This is a genomic window from Streptomyces sp. NPDC001508, assembly GCF_040298665.1.
Lineage (GTDB): Bacteria > Actinomycetota > Actinomycetes > Streptomycetales > Streptomycetaceae > Streptomyces.
This window is the reverse complement of record NZ_JBEPAP010000034.1, coordinates 75033-91237: the sequence shown is the minus strand read 5'-3', so window position 1 is coordinate 91237 and position 16205 is coordinate 75033. Positions and strand designations below refer to the sequence as shown.

Genomic DNA, 16205 nt, shown 5'->3' with positions numbered 1-16205 from the left:
ACGCGTCGTCGTCATCGACTGCACCGACACCGGCGCGTCCCCGCCCACCGCCACCGAACCGACCTGAATCCGCCGGCTCGGCCGACGCTCGGCGATCGGCCGGGGCGGGATCTCGGGGACGCCCAGGGAGATGGCGGTCATCGGGTCACTCCCGGTTCCCGGAGACGGTCTCGCGCATGGCGCGCAGCGACTCCTTGAGGGATCCCATGGTGGCGAGCACGGCGGTGGGCTCATAGCCGCAGTGCGCCATGCAGTTGGCGCAGCGCGGGTCCTTGCCCCGGCCGTACTTGTCCCAGTCGGTCTTCTCGATCAGTTCCCGGTACGTCGGCACATACCCGTCGCTCATCAGGTAGCAGGGGCGCTGCCAGCCGAACAGCGAGTAGTTCGGGATCGCCCAGGCGGTGCACGGGAAGTCGACCTTGCCCTCCAGGAAGTCCAGGAAGAGCGGGGAGTGGTTGAGCCTCCAGCGCCGCCGGTTGCCGCCCGAGAACGCCTTCTTGAACAGTTCACGGGTCTGCTCGACGCCGAGGAAGTGCTCCTGGTCCGGGGCCTTCTCGTAGGCGTAGGCGGGCGAGATCATCATCTCGTCGACCTTGAGGTCGTCGTTGAGGAAGTTGAGCACCTCGACGATGGTCTGCGGGGTGTCCGTGTTGAAGAAGGTCGAGTTGGTGGTGACCCGGAAGCCGCGCCGCTTGGCCTCCTTGATCGCCGCCACGGCCTCGTCGAACACGCCTTCCTTCGCGACGGATTCGTCGTGCCGCTCGCGCAGCCCGTCGATGTGCACGGCGAAGGCGAAGTACGGCGAGGGCGTGAAGTTGTCCATCTTCTTGCGCAGCAGCATCGCGTTGGTGCACAGGAACACGTATTTCCGCTTGGCGACCAACTGACGCACGATCTCGTCGATCTGAGGGTGCATCAGGGGTTCGCCGCCGGCGATGGACACCATCGGCGCGCCGGACTCCAGCACCGCGCCGACGGCCTGGGCCACCGGCATGCGCTGCTTGAGGACCCCGGCCGGATGCTGGATCTTGCCGCAGCCCTCGCACTTGAGGTTGCAGGCGAACAGCGGCTCCAGCTCCACGATGAGCGGAAACTTGTCCCGCCTGCGGATCTTCTGTTCAGCCAGGTATGTAGCGACCTTGATGGACTGGCGCAGGGGCATGGCCATCTGGCTCACCTCCGAGGGAGCAACAAAGAACGGTGCCATTCAAAAAATGCGGGAAGTACGGAACGAAGAACACGGAAAGCGGATATCCCACCGCGCACCGTGCCGATCCGGACAAGTTCATGTTCTGGAGCATCCACGACCACCCGGACGGCCGCAACAGGGCGCTCGCCCACGCGGACGGCGCTCAGCAGCGTGGCAGCCGACTCCATGTCGACTGCGATCGCACCAGTGGCGCGCAGATCGGACCGCTCATGGCCGCGGACCACGTGGTCGGAGCCGGTGAGCGGGCCGGTGTGGACGGTGCGCCCCGGCACGGTGCGCACGAGTTCCTTCACGAGCAGTTCGGTCCCGACACACGGGACGTCACCACGCGGGTCCCGGGTCTCCTCGGCGACGACCAGGTCGCCGGGGTGCATGCCGGGGGCCAGCCCCGCGCAGAAGCCGGTGGCGAGGACCGCGGCCCCGGCCAGCGCGGGATCGGCCAGCAGCCGGGCGACGGAGCGCTCCGCCGCCCTGGGCCCCATACCGGTGCGCAGTACCGTGACCGGCCCGCCCGCGCCACCGCGTTCACCGGCGCGCAGGGCGAGGTGCTCGATGCCGAGCGCGCAGGCGATCAGCAGCGGTGCCGGGGCGGGCTGGGCGTCCATCAGCTCCCCTCTGCGTCGGCACGGGGCTGCCCGGCCGCACCACTGCCCTGGCCGGCGAAGGGCTCGCCGTGCACATACCGGCCGAGCGCGGTGAGCGGGAACACCTGGCGGTAGAGGTGGTAGTTGATGGAGAAGTCCCAGGGGAAGCCGGTGCCCGTGAAGTACGGCTCGTCCCACGAGCCGTCCTCGCGCTGGGTCTCGGCCAGCCACTGGACGCCGCGCCGCACGGACCTGGCGTCCTTCTCCCCCGCCGCGAGCAGCGCCATCAGCGCCCACGCGGTCTGCGAGGCGGTTGAGGCGCCGCGGCCGCTCCACCCCTTGGCGTCATGGTAGGAGCGCAGGTCCTCGCCCCAGCCGCCGTCGTCGTTCTGCACCGACTCCAGCCAGGTGACGGCGCGCCTGATCGCCGGGTGTGAGACGGGCAGGCCGGCCGCGACCAGCGCGGGTACCACGGATCCGGTGCCGTACACATAGTTGACGCCCCAGCGCCCGAACCAGGCGCCGCCCGGCTCCTGTTCGGCCAGCAGCCAGTCCACGCCGCGCCGAGTGCGCGGGTCGTGGGCCAAGCCCTCGACCGCGAGCATCTCCACGACGTGCGCGGTGACGTCGGCCGACGGCGGGTCGACGACCTCGCCGAAGTCGCAGAACGGCAGCCGGTTGGGGAACGGGCTGGTGTTGTCGGCGTCGAAGGCGCCCCACGCGCCGTTCTTCGACTGCATGCCGAGTTCCCAGCGCACCCCGCGCCCGATGGCCTTCTCGATCCGTTCCGGGTCGTGGTGCCTGACCCGGCGCAGCGCCAGCAGCACCTCGGCGGTGTCGTCGGTGTCGGGGTAGTTGTCGTTGTGGAACTCGAACGCCCAGCCGCCCGGCGGGAGTCCGGGCCGCCGCACGGACCAGTCGCCGGGCCGCACGATCTCCTCGCCGAGCATCCAGTCGGCGGCCTTGACCAGCTGCGGATGGTCGGCGGGGACGCCCGCGTCGGCGAGGGCGATGGTGGCCAGGCAGGTGTCCCACACCGGCGACTGGCACGCCTCGATCATCCGGGCGCCGTCCTCGCGCCACACGGCGTAACGATCCAGCGACTCAAGTCCGGCCCGCATCACGGGGTGTTCCAGGTCGTAGCCCAGCAGGTGCAGGGCGATGACGGAGTACACGGCCGGCGGCTGGATGCCGCCCCAGCAGCCGTCGTTCTCCTGGCGTTCGATGATCCAGCCGGCCGCCGAGTTCATCGCGGCCTTGCGCAGGCGCCGGGAGGCGATCGTGCGGTAGCCGCGCACGACCTTGTCGAGCCGCTGGAACAGGCCGTCCCAGCTCGCCGCCGGGGCGAGCGGCCGGGGCGGATTGGGGCGGGCCGGGTCGGTGTGCAGTTCGTCGAGCGCGAACGGCGCCGGACGCACCGGGCGTTTCGCCGAGACGATGGTGAGCGGCACGATGGTCTGCCGCGCCCAGCACCCGAAGTTGTAGATGTTCAGCGGAAACCACTTCGGGAAGTAGATGAGTTCCGGCGGGAGTTCGGGCAGGTCCTCCCACTTCCACCAGCCGAACAGGGCCAGCCAGATCCGGGTGAACACGCGGGCGGCGGCGATGCCGCCACGCTCGCGGATCCAGGCGGCTGCCCTGGCCATGTGCGGTGCCTCGGGCGCGTCGCCGGCCAGCCGGAGGGCGACATACGCCTCGATGGTGGCGGACAGTTCACCCGGGCCGCCGAAGAAGGTGGCCCAGCTGCCGTCCGGGCGCTGCTCGCCGCGGACGAAGAGCGCGGCGGCGTGGGTCGTCGCGTCGTCGCGGATGCCCAGGAACTGGCGGAGCAGCAGGTCCTCGGCGTCCATGGTGACGTTCGTCTCGAGGTCGCCCTTCCACCAGCCCTCGGCGTCCTGCTGCGCGAGCAGGAAGTCGGTGGCGCGCTGTACGGCGCGTGCGGCGGCTTCTTGTACCCCGGCCGCCACGGGGGTCGTGAGGTGGGCTTCGCTGGCCGAGGCAGCGCGGGGCGGCAGTGCCCCGGTGCTTCCGTCGGTCGTCGCTGTCATGGCTTCCCCTTCGTGCAGTCGTGCGAGTCGTGCTGCTGTGGGTCCGCCGTCGGCCGGTGTCCGTCATCCCTCGACACCGGCCGGCGACTACGCGAGGGTTATTCGACCGATAGTGATCATCTCTTTCGGACTACGACGAAGTCGGCGAGCGCCGTGAACCGGGCCCGTACCCGGTCGGGCATGTCGACGGCGTCGAGGGCTTCGATGGCGATGGTGTACTGGCGGCGCGCCTCGTCGGCGGTCCACTCGCGGCCGCCCGCCTCCTCGATGAGGGCGGCGCGGGCCGCGAACTCCTCCTCGGAGAAGTTCTCGAAGTCGCTGCTCTTGGCGTCGGCGGCGAGCATCTCGCCGAGCCGCGTGGAGGCGGGGCCGCCCGCCGCGAGCGCGGCCACGACCGGCAGGGATTTCTTGCGCTGGCGCAGATCGCTCCAGGTCTGCTTGCCGGTGGCCTCCGGGTCGCCCCAGATGCCGAGGAGGTCGTCGACGGCCTGGAAGGCCAGGCCGAGGTGGTAGCCGTACCGCTCCAGGGCGCCGGCGGTACGGTCGTCCGCGCCGCCGAGCACCGCGCCGATGGAGGACGCGCAGGCGAGCAGCGCGCCGGTCTTGTTGCCCTCCATCTCCAGGCACTCCTCGACGCTGACACGGTCGCGGTGCTCGTAGGAGATGTCCTGCGCCTGACCGTCGATCAGGGCCCGGGTGGCGGAGGTCAGCCGGCGGGTGGCGCGGCCCGCCTCGACCGTGCCGAGTTCCAGCAGGATCTCGTTGGCGAGGGCGAACAGGGCGTCGCCGACCAGGATGGCCTGGGCGGGGCCGTGCACCTTCCAGACGGTGTCGCGGTGCCGGCGCTGCTCGTCGCCGTCCATCAGGTCGTCGTGCAGCAGCGAGAAGTTGTGGACCAGTTCGACGGCGACGGCCCCGGGGACGCCGGTCTGCGCGGGGGCGCCGGTGACCTCGGCGGACAGCACGGCGAGGGCGGGACGCACGGCCTTGCCGCCGTCCCCGTCGGCGGGGTTGCCCTGGGCGTCGATCCAGCCGAAGTGGTAGGCGGCCACGGTGTCCATGGGAGGGGCCAGGCGGTCGACGGCCGCCCGCAGTACCGGTGTGGCCAGGGTCCGGCCGCGCTCCAGGAGCGCGGTCACGTCCACCGCGGTCGCTTGAGCGGCCGTCGCGGCCTCGGGCACAGGGGGCACAGTCTCTCCTCTTGTTGCGGTACCGGGGGTGCGGGAGCCTGCCGCGTGCTGATCGGGCATCAGGCCGCCTCCTCGAACGCGAAGAGGTGACTCGGGCGGGGCCGGCCCAGGGCGCCGAGCGCGGCGTCCGCCGCGCTCACACCGCTGCGGACCGCACTCTCCATGGTCGCGGGCCACCCGGTGGCGGTCCACGCTCCGGCCAGGTACAGGCCGGGGGCCTTGGTGCGGGCGCCGGGCCGCAGCCGTCCGACGCCGGGGGCGGGGGCGAACGTCGCCGTGCGCTCCCTGGTGACGAAGAAGTCCTTCACCCGCGCCTCGCGCGCGCCCGGCAGCAGCCGTTCCAGTTCGGGCAGATAGCGCTCGCGCAGCACGGCCACCGGCAGGTCGATCTCGTTGTGCACGGCCGACTGGGACACGGCGAGATACTGGCCGGTGCCGAGCCCTGAGGCGTGGGTGCGGTCGAAGACCCACTGCACCGGGGTGCCGAGGGCGGCGAAGAACGGCCGGCCGAGCACCTTGCGGTCGTAGATCACATGGACGTTGAGGATCGGCGCGCTGCCGATGCCGAGCAGCCGGTCGGGTTCGTCGAGGGCGCCGGGCGGCAGCAGGCCGTGCGCCTCGCGCTGGGGTACGGCGAGGACGACCGCGTCGGCCCGAAGTGCTTCGCCGGGAACCTGAACGCTCCAACTGCCGTTCTCGTTATGGGAGACGGAGGTGACGCGTGTACGGACCTCGGTACGCACGCCCGCGGAGTCGAGCGCCTTGCGGGCCAGCCGGTCATGCAGTTCGCCCAGCGGTACATGGGCCCAGCCGATGTCGGCCGCGCCCGGGTCGGACAGCAGACCGGTCTTGAACACCATCGCGGCGAGCCCCAGCGAGGCGTCGCCCGCGACCGCGTTGAGGGTGGCGACCCCGACCAGGTCCCACAGGGCCTCGATGGCACGCGCCGACTGGCCGTGAGCGGCCAGCCAGCTGCCGAAGTCCTGGGTGTCCAGGGTCGGATCGGCGAGGTCGAGCCCCTTCAGCGCGAGCGCGGCACGCCCCACCCCGGCCCGCTCGGCGAGCGAGAGATGCGGATACGCGGCCAGGCTCCGGCCCAGGTGCAGGGGTACGGGCAGTGGGTCGCGCCGCAGTCTGCCGAGCCGCCGTCCCTCGGGTTTGTCGAGGTCGAGTACGGGCACGTCGAGACGGTTCTGCAGCGGTGCCAGCTCCGCGCCCTCGATGCGGTCGAGGAACCAGCGGTAGGCGGTGCAGCAGCGCAGATACACGTGCTGACCGTTGTCCACGGTCAGGTCGCCGCGTTGGAAGGAGAAGGCGAGGCCGCCCAGTCTCGGCCTGCCTTCGAGCAGGGTGACGCGGACGCCCGCGTCGGCGAGCGCGAGCGCGGCCGTGACTCCGGCCAGCCCGCCGCCGACCACGACGGCGCTGCGCCCGGCGCGTTCCGGGCTGCCCGTGTGCGGCCCCTCGGACCGCGTGCCGTCGGTCATGGTGCGCCCTCCCGTGCCCGCCCGCCGCACTGGTCGAACGGTGCACGGCGGGTCGTCTCAGTCAGGGACGCCGCGCCACGCCGGAGGGTTGCCTGCCGGTGCCCGGCCGGCTCGTCCTGGCTCTTCGGGTCCATCAGGCACGCCTCCTGACGGTCCGCCGGGCCACGTGCCGGGTGTCGAGGCCGGACAGTCCGCGCACGGCGACATACGCCTTCTCGTGTCCGGGCAGCGAGACCCGGCCGCGCAGCACGGCCTCGGGCTCGCGTTCGATGCGGTCGAGCAGCCTGCGGTAGATCCCGGCCATGGCGGCGACGCATGCGCCGCTGCGCCGGTCGAGCATGGGCAGCAGCCGGTAGCCCTCGGCGAAAAGGGCGCGGGCCCGTCGCACTTCGAAGTGCACGAGGCCCGCGAAGTCGGAGCCCTCCGGCGGATTCGGCCCGTTGAACCCGGCCGAGCAGCCGAACTTGGCGAGGTCGTCGGCGGGCAGATAGGTGCGGCCGCCCTCGGCGTCCTCGCGGACGTCTCGCAGGATGTTGGTCAGCTGCAGGGCCAGGCCCAGGGTGTCGGCGTACTCGGCGGCGCGCTCGGCGCCGCGCGCCCCGGCTTCGGTGCCGAACACGCCGAGCGAGAGCCGGCCGATGGCGCCCGCCACGCACCGGCAGTAGGCCTTCAGGTCGTCCCAGGTCTCGTAGGTCTCGCCGCGGACGTCCATCTGGACGCCGTCGATGAGTTCGTCGAGGCCGCCGAGCGGGATCGGGAACGCGTCGGCGGCATGGGCGAGGGCGACCGCGACCGGGTCGGTGTCGTCCTCGTCGACCCGGCCGTCGCGGACCCGGGCGAGCAGCGCCCGGGACGCGTCGAGCCGCGCGATCTTGACGTCGTCCGCCAGCTCGCCGTCGCCGATGTCGTCGATGCGCCGGGAGAAGGCGTACAGCGCCGACACCGCGCGCCGCTTCCGCGTCGGCAGCAGTCTGATGCCGTACGCGAAGTTACGGGCCTGTTGTCCGGTCACGGCCTCGCAGTAGCTGTAGGCGGCGAGTACCGGCGCGGACGCGTGTGCTTGCGACTCCACGGTCCGGATCACCCCTCTCCTCGCAGAGTCACGCCCACCTCGCGCAGCAACTGGACCTTGCCGGGCTTGGGCGGGCCGGGAAGTACGTCGTATTCGGCGGCGGCGATCGCCCGGATCGCCGCCCTCCCCCCTGCCACGAACCCCGCGAGCAGCAGCTTCAGCCTGCCGTGGACGCTACCCACCAGGGGGGCGCCTTCATTCAGTAGATCGTGGGCGCGTTGGGCTTCGTATGCAACCAGGGCGCGCACCGATGCGCCCGTGATTTTCGTGGCGAGATCCGCATCCTGGACGTGAAAGCGCTTCATGTCCACGGCGGGCAGATAGATCCGGTCGCGGCCGAAGTCCTCGGCCACGTCCTGAAGGTGTTCGATGATCTGCAGGGCGGTGCAGATCGAGTCGGACAGACGGATCCGCTCGGGGGTCGAGCTGCCGGTGACGGCGAGGACGAGGCGGCCGACGGGGTTGGCGGACAGTTCGCAGTACGCGAGGAGGTCGTCGTAGGTCTCGTACCGCTTGACGAGCTGGTCCTGGCGGTTGGCGGCGATCAGGCCGAGGAAGGGATCCGGGGTGAGGGAGCGGCGGCGGACGGTGGGCTGGAGGCGGCGCAGCAGCGGGTGGCGCGGGGTCGCGTCGAACACGCGGTGCAGATCGGCCTCGAAGGCGTCGAGGAGGGCGAGCCGGTCCTCGGCCCGGTCGGGCGACACGCCGAGCAGCCGGGCGTCGGCGCCGCCCGGGGCGAGGTCGCCGTCGCCGATGTCGTCGACGAGACGGGCGAAGCCGTAGACCGCCATCAGGTCCTCGCGCCAGGCCCGGGGCAGAAAGAACGGAGCCACGGGGAAGTTCTCGCCCGCGGCCTTGTCGAGCGTGCCGCGCTCCGGGCTCGCCGGGCGGGCCGTATCGGTTCCCGTCACCGTGCGCTACCCGGGGCAGGGACGGCACATGCTGCGCTGAGCTGGGGAGTTTCCGTAGCCATTGCCGTCACATCTCCCGTTCTACACTGCTGAACCAATACACACTATTTCGGACACGCCGCCCGGCCGTCCGCGCGAGCGGCCCCGGCGGAGGGTGTCGCGCGTTATCACCCCACTTGCCGCTTTCCATGACCGCTACAGCTTACGTTGTACAACGCAGCGAGGTCCGTCGGGGTGTCCTGCACATCACAACAACACACCGATTGGCGTCAAGATTCCTAAGCACGCCCCGAGTTGACTTTTCCTTTGCAGACGCGGGGCCCCACCGGAAAGGTTCCGGCGGGGCCCCGGGCGTGTCGGGCTACTTGCCTGTGAACTTCTCGTACTCCTTGAGCACCTCGTCGGTGGGTCCGTCCATCCGCAACTCGCCGCGTTCCAGCCACAGCACGCGGTTGCAGGTGTCACGGATCGACTTGTTGTTGTGGCTGACCAGAAACACCGTGCCGGCTTCCTTGCGCAGCGCCCGGATCCGTTCCTCGGAGCGCTTTTGGAACCTGCGGTCGCCGGTGGCCAGCGCCTCGTCGATCATGAGGACGTCGTGGTCCTTGGCCGCGGCGATGGAAAAGCGCAGCCGGGCCGCCATGCCGGAGGAATAGGTACGCATCGGGAGGGTGATGAAGTCGCCCTTCTCGTTGATGCCGGAGAAGTCGACGATCTCCTGGTAGCGGTCCCTGATCTGCTCACGCGACATGCCCATGGCGAGACCGCCGAGTACGATGTTGCGCTCGCCCGTCAGATCGTTCATCAGGGCCGCGTTGACACCGAGCAGCGAGGGCTGGCCGTCGGTGTAGACCTTGCCGCGCTCGGCGGGCAGCAGCCCGGCGATGGCCCGCAGCAGGGTGGACTTACCGGATCCGTTGGAGCCGATCAGACCGATGGCCTCGCCCCGGTGGGCGACGAAGGAGACGCCCCGCACGGCGTGCACCTTGCGCACGCCCCGCGCCGTGTCGTCCGAGCCCCGCCGCAGGATGCGGCTGAGGGCCGCGGTGGCGCTGCCCCTGCCGGTCCGCGCGCCGTTGACGCGGTAGACGATGTGCAGGTCGTCCGCGATGACGGTCGGGGCGGTCTGCCCGGTGCTCTGCTCAGCCACGGCCGTAGCGCTCCTCGGCCTTCCAGAAGTACACGAAGCCGCCGACGAAGACGACGACGGCCCAGAACAGGGCGATGGCCCAGACATGCGGCGGCAGATTCGAGGAGCCGTAGCCGTCGATGAGCGCGAAGCGCATCAGGTCCATGTAGACCGCGGCCGGGTTGACCTGGAGCAGCCGCACGATCCACTCGGGCCGGCCTTCGAGCATCTTGTTGATCGAGAACATGACGCCGGAGGTGTACATCCAGGTACGCAGCACGAACGGCATCAGCTGGGCCAGGTCCGGCGTCTTGGCGCCCATGCGGGCCACGATCAGCGCGAGCCCGGTGTTGAAGAGGAACTGCAGTGCGAGCGCCGGCAGGATCAGCAGCCAGGACAGGCGGGGGTAGCTGCCGAAGCCGATCACGACCAGGAACATCACGATCATCGAGAACAGCAGCTGCTGGAGCTGCTGGAGCGCGAAGGACATCGGCAGCGAGGCGCGCGGGAAGTGCAGGGCGCGCACCAGGCCCAGGTTCCCGGAGATGGCGCGCACGCCCGACATGATCGAACTCTGCGTGAAGGTGAACACGAACACGCCCGTGACCAGGAAGGGGATGTACACGTCGTGCGACATGCCCCGGCTGGCCTTGAGGATCAGGCCGAAGATGAAGTAGTAGACGGCCGCGTTCAGCAGCGGGGTGGCGACCTGCCACACCTGGCCCAGCTTGGCCTGGCTGTACTGGGCCGTCAGCTTCGCCTGGGAGAAGGCCAGGATGAAGTGCCGCCGCCCCCACAGCTGACGGACGTACTCGACAAGCGAGGGCCGGGCGCCGCTCACGGTCAGCCCGTACTTGGCGGCGAGCTGCTCGGCCGTCAGTCCCTCGTCGGACGACGGGGCCGCGGTCACCGCGGCTGTGCCGTCATGCGTTGTCTCACTCACGCGTGGAAACTTTCGTCTTCGAGTTCGTCGTGGCGCCGCGCGCCCCCTTGGGTCGAGCTTGTCAGATCACCGGGGGCCGGCCCAGTCGGGTCAGCCGCCACACCGTACGCCACTTCATGGGCCGGCGGGGTCCGCAGGCGGTCGTCCAGCCCTCCCGGAACCCGCCGAACCAGGCCCGCAGGGCGGGGCGGGAGGGACGGCGCACCAGGGTCAGCAGCAGCCAGACGCCCAGATAGACGGGGACGAGCGGCGCGGGGAGGTTGCGGCGGGCCAGCCAGACGCGGTTGCGGGCGACCATGCGGTGGTACACCGCATGCCGGGAGGGGGCGGTCGTGGGGTGGTACAGCACCATGTCGGAGCGGTAGTCGATCATCCAGCCGGCGTCGAGGGCGCGCCAGGCCAGATCGGTCTCCTCATGGGCGTAGAAGAACGCGTCCGGCAGCCCGCCGACCTCGGCGAAGACCCGGGTGCGGACGGCGTTGGCACCGCCGAGGAAGGTGGTGACCCGGGAGGAGCGCATCGGGTCGGCGGCCCGCAGCCGCGGCACGTGCCGGCGCTGGGTCTCGCCGGTGTCCGGGTCGGCGATGCGGAAGCTGATGATGCCGAGCCGCGGATCCGCGGCGAAGGCCGCGCGGCACAGCTCGGCGGTGTCGTGGTGGGCGAGCAGCCCGTCGTCGTCGAGGAAGAGCAATATGTCGACATCGCGACCGCCGGGCCCGAAGGCCTCCGTGCCGACGTTGCGTCCGCCCGGGATGCCCAGGTTCTCCGGCAGTTCTATGATGCGCACGCCCGCGGGGACCTCCGGCACGGGCGAGCCGTTGCCGACGACGACCACCTCGACCGGGTCGCCGCCCTGCTTGGCGACCGAGTCCAGCAGGGCGCGCAGTTCGTCGGGGCGGTTGCCCATGGTGATGATCACCGCGCCGACCTTCAGCGGGGTCGATGCCTCCACGGCGCTCACCGCAGCCTGCTGGAGGCGAGGACGGACACCAGGTGCAGCACGCTCTGCAGCAGGGCGATGCCGGCCAGCACGGCGGTGCCGAGCCGGGTGAAGAACAGGTCGCCCCTGCCGGCGTCCGCGACGGCCAGGACCAGGATCAGCAAGGACGCCTCGATCCCGAGGATCAGCCGGTGGAACTTCAGGGCCGCGGCGGCCCGGCGGGCCAGCGCCATGCCCGAGGAGCGCGGCTCGGCCGCGGCCTCCTGGACCGGTGGCAGCCCGCCCTGGTGGCGGGCGACGCCGACCAGGTCGGTCTCGGCCTTGACCAGGATCGCGCCGAGGGCGGCGAGGGTCCCGAGGAAGGCCCACAGCCAGTCGATGCGGCCGGGGCCCCACAGGTCGGCGGCCCGCAGGCCGAGGCCGACCAGGACCGCGGCGTCGGTCAGATAGGCGCCGACCCGGTCGAGGTAGACCCCGCCGAGCGAGTACTGCTGCTTCCAGCGGGCGACCTCGCCGTCGACGCAGTCCAGCAGCAGATACAGCTGGACCGCGAGCACACCGAGCACGGCGCCCGCGATCCCCGGCACCAGCAGCGCCGGGGCGGCGAGCACACCGAAGACGGTCATCAGGTACGTGAGCTGGTTGGGCGTGACGCGCGTGGTGACCAGAAAGCGGTCGACCCGCAGGGACACCTCGCGCATATAGAGGCGTCCCATCCAGTGCTCACCGCTGCGCCGGTCCTTCACCCCGGGGGGATGGACGACCGTACGCAGTTCAGCTACCGATGGCCTTGACATAGTCGGCGTAGATGTCCTTGATCTGGTGGGTCTTGAGGTCGAGGTGTTCGAGGATCGTGTAGCGGCCGGGCCGGGTCTCCGGGGCGAACTCCACGGCCCGGACGAACTCGTCCTGGGTGAAGCCGATCTCGTACGGCAGGACGGGCAGGCCGTGTCTGCGCAGCACCTCGGCCATGTACGCCGCCTCCTCATGGGCGCCGCGCAGGTACATCGCGAAGGCCGCACCGAGGCCGCACTGCTCGCCGTGGCTCGCCGCGCGCTTCGGGAAGAGCAGGTCGAAGGCGTGGTTGATCTCGTGGCAGGAGCCCGAGGCGGGCCGTGAGTCACCCGAGATCGACATCGCGACACCGGTGAGAACCAGCGCCTCGGCCAGCACCTGGAGGAAACCGTTGTCCCCGACGCCGCCGGGGTGCCGGAGCACCGCCTCGCCGGCCTGCCGGGCCATGGCCGCGGCCAGCCCGTCGACCTTCTCGCCGTTGACGCGGTTGGCCAGCTCCCAGTCCGCGACCGCGTTGATGTTCGAGACGGCGTCGCCGATGCCCGAGCGTACGAAGCGGACCGGGGCCTCGTGGATCACGTCCAGGTCGATGACGACCGCGATCGGGTTGGGCACGCCGTAGGAGCCGCGGCCCGCGTCGTTGTCGAGGGTGGCGACCGGGGAGCACAGGCCGTCGTGCGCGAGGTTGGTCGGCACGGCGACCAGCGGCAGTCCGACGCGGGCCGCGGCGAACTTGGCGCAGTCGATGATCTTGCCGCCGCCGAGGCCCACCACCGCGTCGTAGTGGCCGGCCTTTATGGCGCCGGCCAGCCGGACCGCGTCGTCGAGGGTGCCGCCGCCGACCTCGTACCAGGAGGCGCCGGGCAGCGAGGGGGCGAGGCGCTCGCGCAGCCGGGCGCCGGAGCCGCCGCTGACGGCGACGGCGAGCCGCCCGGAGTGCGAGATGCGTTCGTCGGCCAGGACGCCGGCCAGGTCGTCGAGGGCACCCGGGCGGATGTCCACGACGACCGGCGAGGGGATGAGCCGGGTCAGTACTGGCACGCGATCTCCCGTCCCCTGGCGAGGTCGTCCTGGTTGTCGATCTCGACCCACTGGACGTCGCCGATCGGCGCCGCGTCGATCCGGAAGCCGCGGTTGATGAGTTCCTGGTAGCCGTGCTCGTAGAACTGCTGCGGCTCGGTCTCCCACACGGTCCGGAGCGCGTCGGCCAGTTCGGGGGCGGCGTCGCCCTCGATGAGGGTGACGCCGATGTACTCGCCGGTGGCCTCGGCCGGGTCCATCAGCTTGGTGATCCGCTGGACGCCCTTGCCGGGGTCGACGACGACCTTCATCTCCTCGTCGGCCAGCGACTTCACCGTGTCCACGGCGAGGATGATCTTCTTGCCGTCGCCGCGGGCGGCCAGCAGGGTGTGCTCGACGGAGACCGGGTGGACGGTGTCCCCGTTGGCGAGGATCACCCCGTCCTTGAGGGCGTCACGCCCGCACCACAGGGAGTAGGCGTTGTTCCACTCCTCGGCCTTGTCGTTGTCGATGAGGGTGAGCGTCAGTCCGTACGTCCGCTCCAGGGCCGCCTTGCGCTCGTACACGGCCTCCTTGCGGTACCCGACGATGATCGCGGCCTCGGTCAGGCCGATCTCGGCGAAGTTGCCGAGGATGAGGTCGAGCACCGTGACCGGGTCCTCTATGCCCGCCGACCCCGCGGAACGCACCGGCACCAGAGCCTTGGGAAGGCTGTCGGTGTAGGGGCGCAGACGCCGTCCGGCGCCGGCCGCCAGCACGAGGCCGATCATGCGGGTTCTCCTTCGTCGTGTACAGCGGGCGCGCCCCCCAGATGGGAGGCCACCCAGAAGCGGATGCTCTCGGCGAGCACCAGCAGGGCGACGGCCACGGCGAGGACCGTGAGCGCGACCTTGAACTGCGCGGCGGTGAGCAACGCGGCCAAAACGGTGACGAGCAGCGTCCGCCCCTCGTGCCCCCCGATGGCGCGCACCAGCCAGGCCGGTGGCGCCCCGGCGTTGCCCCGGATCCGGTACACCGTGTCGTAGTGATGGTAGGCGACGGCGGCCACCAGGCCGAAAGCCGCAGGAAGGGCTCCGTTCACCTCCGCTTCGGCCGCGAGGGCGAGCACGGTGCCGTACTCGGCGGCCCGGAAGAAGGGCGGGACCAGCCAGTCGAGGGCGCCGGCCGGCGGGCGGGCGACGGCGAGGGCCGAGGTCACCACGTAGACGACGGCCGCGGCCACGGGCAGCGGCCCGCCGTAGCCGGACAGCGCGGCGGCGCAGACGACGACGGCCGCGCCGGCCGCCGCGACGGCTGGGACGGCGAGGCCGGGCAGCCCCCGCCCGACGGTGCGGGCGAGCACCCGGGCGAGCGGGCCCGAGTCCGCGAGGTCCGTCAGTGCCCGCGCGGCCCGGTCCGCGCTCCCTGCGCGCTCGACGCCCGGGGGGGCCTGCTGCTTGCGGCGGGCCACCGAGCGCAGCACGCGGCCCGCGGTGGTGTAGGAGGCGGCGAAGGCGCAGCCGACGAGCAGCACATAGAAGGTGATGCGGGGGGTGGTGACGGCCGTCAGGACGGCGATCATGGCCCATCGTTCGCCGATGGGCAGCACTATCATCCGGCGCAGCCACACCGTCCAGCCGACGCTGTCGAGCCGGTCGGACAGGGCGGCGGTGGGGCCGGTGTCGGCGGTGGCCGCCCCGGCGTTCGCCTCGTTGAAGGAGAAGTCCACGACGTGCCGGCAGGTCTGCAGGATCATCGCGCCGAGGGCGAGCGCCCACACGTCGTCGCCGCCGCGGGCCGCGCCGAGGGCGAGACCGGCGTAGTAGGCGTATTCCTTGGCCCGGTCGAAGGTGGCGTCCAGCCAGGCGCCGAGCGTGGAGTACTGCAGCGAGTAGCGGGCGAGCTGGCCGTCGGTGCAGTCCAGCACGAAGGAGAAGACGAGCAGCAGGCCGGCGGCGACGAAGCCGCCGCGGGTGCCGGTGGCCGCGCAGCCCGCCGCGATCAGCGCGGTGAGCAGTGAGGCGGTGGTGACCTGGTTGGGGGTCAGGCCGCGGCGGGCGCACCAGCGGGCCAGGTAGCGCGAGTACGGGCTGACGAAGAACGTGGTGAAGAAGCCGTCGCGGGCCTTCACCGCCGACTTCAGACGGACGGCCTCGTCGTCGACGGCGGCGACGGCCTGCCGTGCCTCGTTGCGTGTCTGCGGGTCGGTGGGGACGGCGGCGACCAGGCTGCCCAGTTCGGGGCGGTGCACCTCGGCGCCCTCGGCGTCGAGGGCGGTGACGACGCGGTCGGCGAGGCTGTCGACGGCGACCGCGGTGCCGCCGCCCGTCGTGGTCTGCCGGGCCAGGGCGCGACTGAGGGCGGCGCGGCCGGCGGGTCGGGCGGTGACGGCGCCGGTGACGGCGGCTAGCGGGAAGCGGGGGTCGGTGAGGCCGAGGCGCAGCGCGTGCGGGTGGCCGACGAAGCGGGCGTCGATGAGGGCCACCCGGCTGTCGGCGGGGACGGCCGCGAGGAGCGTTGCGGCATCGGCGGCGTCGGCGGCCACCCGCACCTCGAAGCCGAGGGACCGCAGATCGTTCTCCAGTGACGATCCGGGCACCGGCTGACCGGTGACGATGGCGGTCGACAACCGAACTCACTCCCTGGGTGCCGGCGCGTGCGCGCCGGTCGTCTGCTGGGTGGGGCGCCGCTCGTCCGGGCGGCATTGTCGGCAGAGGTTATCGGATAGCCGGAAGACCTTGTTCACCGGCCGTTCACGGGCCGGTCGACGCGGTCTGCTCGCCCTGTGCCGAGATCATCATCGGTGATCGGGGGCCCGGCCCACAAACCGCGCCCCCCGGGGGCCCGCGCACAGGAAGCGCCCGGGAAACAGGGCATCGAGGGCATAGCGGATGCAC

15 protein-coding genes and 1 pseudogene are annotated in these 16205 nt (G+C 71.5%); all 16 read right to left on the bottom strand.

The window, feature by feature from the left end:
- Positions 1 to 141, bottom strand: a pseudogene (locus ABT245_RS27250) (flavodoxin-dependent (E)-4-hydroxy-3-methylbut-2-enyl-diphosphate synthase); the annotation flags it as partial.
- 4 nt (positions 142 to 145) lie between these two features.
- Positions 146 to 1168 (bottom strand): adenosyl-hopene transferase HpnH, encoded by a 1023-nt coding sequence (gene hpnH, locus ABT245_RS27245; protein WP_351737991.1) that lies wholly within the window; start codon positions 1166 to 1168, stop codon positions 146 to 148.
- Between the two features lie 5 nt (positions 1169 to 1173).
- The gene (locus ABT245_RS27240) at positions 1174 to 1815 is read right to left on the bottom strand and encodes a phosphorylase family protein (protein ID WP_351737988.1); all 642 of its coding nucleotides are present in this window, start codon (positions 1813 to 1815) and stop codon (positions 1174 to 1176) included.
- Positions 1815 to 3842 (bottom strand): squalene--hopene cyclase, encoded by a 2028-nt coding sequence (shc, locus tag ABT245_RS27235; RefSeq protein WP_351737985.1) that lies wholly within the window; start codon positions 3840 to 3842, stop codon positions 1815 to 1817. The genes ABT245_RS27240 and shc overlap by 1 nt, the downstream gene beginning before the upstream one ends.
- A gap of 116 nt (positions 3843 to 3958) precedes the next feature.
- Positions 3959 to 5023, bottom strand: a complete 1065-nt coding sequence (locus ABT245_RS27230; RefSeq protein WP_351738011.1) for a polyprenyl synthetase family protein — start codon at positions 5021 to 5023, stop codon at positions 3959 to 3961.
- Positions 5024 to 5091: 68 nt separating this feature from the next.
- Positions 5092 to 6519 (bottom strand): hydroxysqualene dehydroxylase HpnE, encoded by a 1428-nt coding sequence (hpnE, locus tag ABT245_RS27225; RefSeq protein WP_351737982.1) that lies wholly within the window; start codon positions 6517 to 6519, stop codon positions 5092 to 5094.
- Positions 6516 to 6653: a DUF6380 family protein gene (locus tag ABT245_RS27220; protein ID WP_351737979.1), complete on the bottom strand. Its 138-nt coding sequence runs from the start codon at positions 6651 to 6653 to the stop codon at positions 6516 to 6518. The genes hpnE and ABT245_RS27220 overlap by 4 nt, the downstream gene beginning before the upstream one ends.
- Positions 6653 to 7603: a presqualene diphosphate synthase HpnD gene (hpnD, locus tag ABT245_RS27215; RefSeq protein ID WP_351737976.1), complete on the bottom strand. Its 951-nt coding sequence runs from the start codon at positions 7601 to 7603 to the stop codon at positions 6653 to 6655. The genes ABT245_RS27220 and hpnD overlap by 1 nt, the downstream gene beginning before the upstream one ends.
- Entirely contained in the window at positions 7600 to 8502 is a 903-nt protein-coding gene (hpnC, locus tag ABT245_RS27210; RefSeq protein WP_351737973.1) for a squalene synthase HpnC, read from the bottom strand. Before hpnC ends, hpnD begins: the two co-directional genes overlap by 4 nt.
- A 361-nt stretch (positions 8503 to 8863) precedes the next feature.
- Entirely contained in the window at positions 8864 to 9739 is an 876-nt protein-coding gene (locus ABT245_RS27205) for an ABC transporter ATP-binding protein (RefSeq protein ID WP_502982201.1), read from the bottom strand.
- Positions 9645 to 10574, bottom strand: a complete 930-nt coding sequence (locus tag ABT245_RS27200; RefSeq protein ID WP_351737967.1) for an ABC transporter permease — start codon at positions 10572 to 10574, stop codon at positions 9645 to 9647. Before ABT245_RS27200 ends, ABT245_RS27205 begins: the two co-directional genes overlap by 95 nt.
- A 61-nt stretch (positions 10575 to 10635) precedes the next feature.
- Positions 10636 to 11481: a glycosyltransferase family 2 protein gene (locus tag ABT245_RS27195; protein ID WP_351738009.1), complete on the bottom strand. Its 846-nt coding sequence runs from the start codon at positions 11479 to 11481 to the stop codon at positions 10636 to 10638.
- A 50-nt stretch (positions 11482 to 11531) separates the two neighbouring features.
- A complete protein-coding gene (locus ABT245_RS27190; RefSeq protein ID WP_351737964.1) occupies positions 11532 to 12311 on the bottom strand; it encodes a CDP-alcohol phosphatidyltransferase family protein in 780 nt (259 codons plus the stop codon).
- Positions 12289 to 13350 carry an iron-containing alcohol dehydrogenase family protein gene (locus ABT245_RS27185; RefSeq protein ID WP_351737961.1) on the bottom strand — a complete coding sequence of 354 codons (1062 nt, stop codon included), beginning with the start codon at positions 13348 to 13350 and terminating at the stop codon, positions 12289 to 12291. The genes ABT245_RS27190 and ABT245_RS27185 overlap by 23 nt, the downstream gene beginning before the upstream one ends.
- Positions 13338 to 14099, bottom strand: coding sequence for a phosphocholine cytidylyltransferase family protein (locus tag ABT245_RS27180; protein ID WP_351737958.1), 762 nt, complete (start codon positions 14097 to 14099; stop codon positions 13338 to 13340). The genes ABT245_RS27185 and ABT245_RS27180 overlap by 13 nt, the downstream gene beginning before the upstream one ends.
- The gene (locus ABT245_RS27175) at positions 14096 to 15937 is read right to left on the bottom strand and encodes a DUF5941 domain-containing protein (protein WP_351737955.1); all 1842 of its coding nucleotides are present in this window, start codon (positions 15935 to 15937) and stop codon (positions 14096 to 14098) included. The genes ABT245_RS27180 and ABT245_RS27175 overlap by 4 nt, the downstream gene beginning before the upstream one ends.
- Positions 15938 to 16205 lie beyond the last annotated feature (268 nt).

Coding starts and splice junctions, on each gene's coding strand:
- shc (WP_351737985.1), bottom strand. CDS start 3,842: ATGACAGCGACGACCGACGGAAGCACCGGGGCACTGCCGCCCCGCGCT.
- ABT245_RS27205 (WP_502982201.1), bottom strand. CDS start 9,739: ATGTCTGGGCCATCGCCCTGTTCTGGGCCGTCGTCGTCTTCGTCGGCG.
- ABT245_RS27220 (WP_351737979.1), bottom strand. CDS start 6,653: ATGGACCCGAAGAGCCAGGACGAGCCGGCCGGGCACCGGCAGGCAACC.
- ABT245_RS27195 (WP_351738009.1), bottom strand. CDS start 11,481: ATGGGCAACCGCCCCGACGAACTGCGCGCCCTGCTGGACTCGGTCGCC.
- ABT245_RS27240 (WP_351737988.1), bottom strand. CDS start 1,815: ATGGACGCCCAGCCCGCCCCGGCACCGCTGCTGATCGCCTGCGCGCTC.
- hpnE (WP_351737982.1), bottom strand. CDS start 6,519: ATGACCGACGGCACGCGGTCCGAGGGGCCGCACACGGGCAGCCCGGAA.
- ABT245_RS27180 (WP_351737958.1), bottom strand. CDS start 14,099: ATGATCGGCCTCGTGCTGGCGGCCGGCGCCGGACGGCGTCTGCGCCCC.
- ABT245_RS27190 (WP_351737964.1), bottom strand. CDS start 12,311: ATGTCAAGGCCATCGGTAGCTGAACTGCGTACGGTCGTCCATCCCCCC.
- hpnH (WP_351737991.1), bottom strand. CDS start 1,168: ATGGCCATGCCCCTGCGCCAGTCCATCAAGGTCGCTACATACCTGGCT.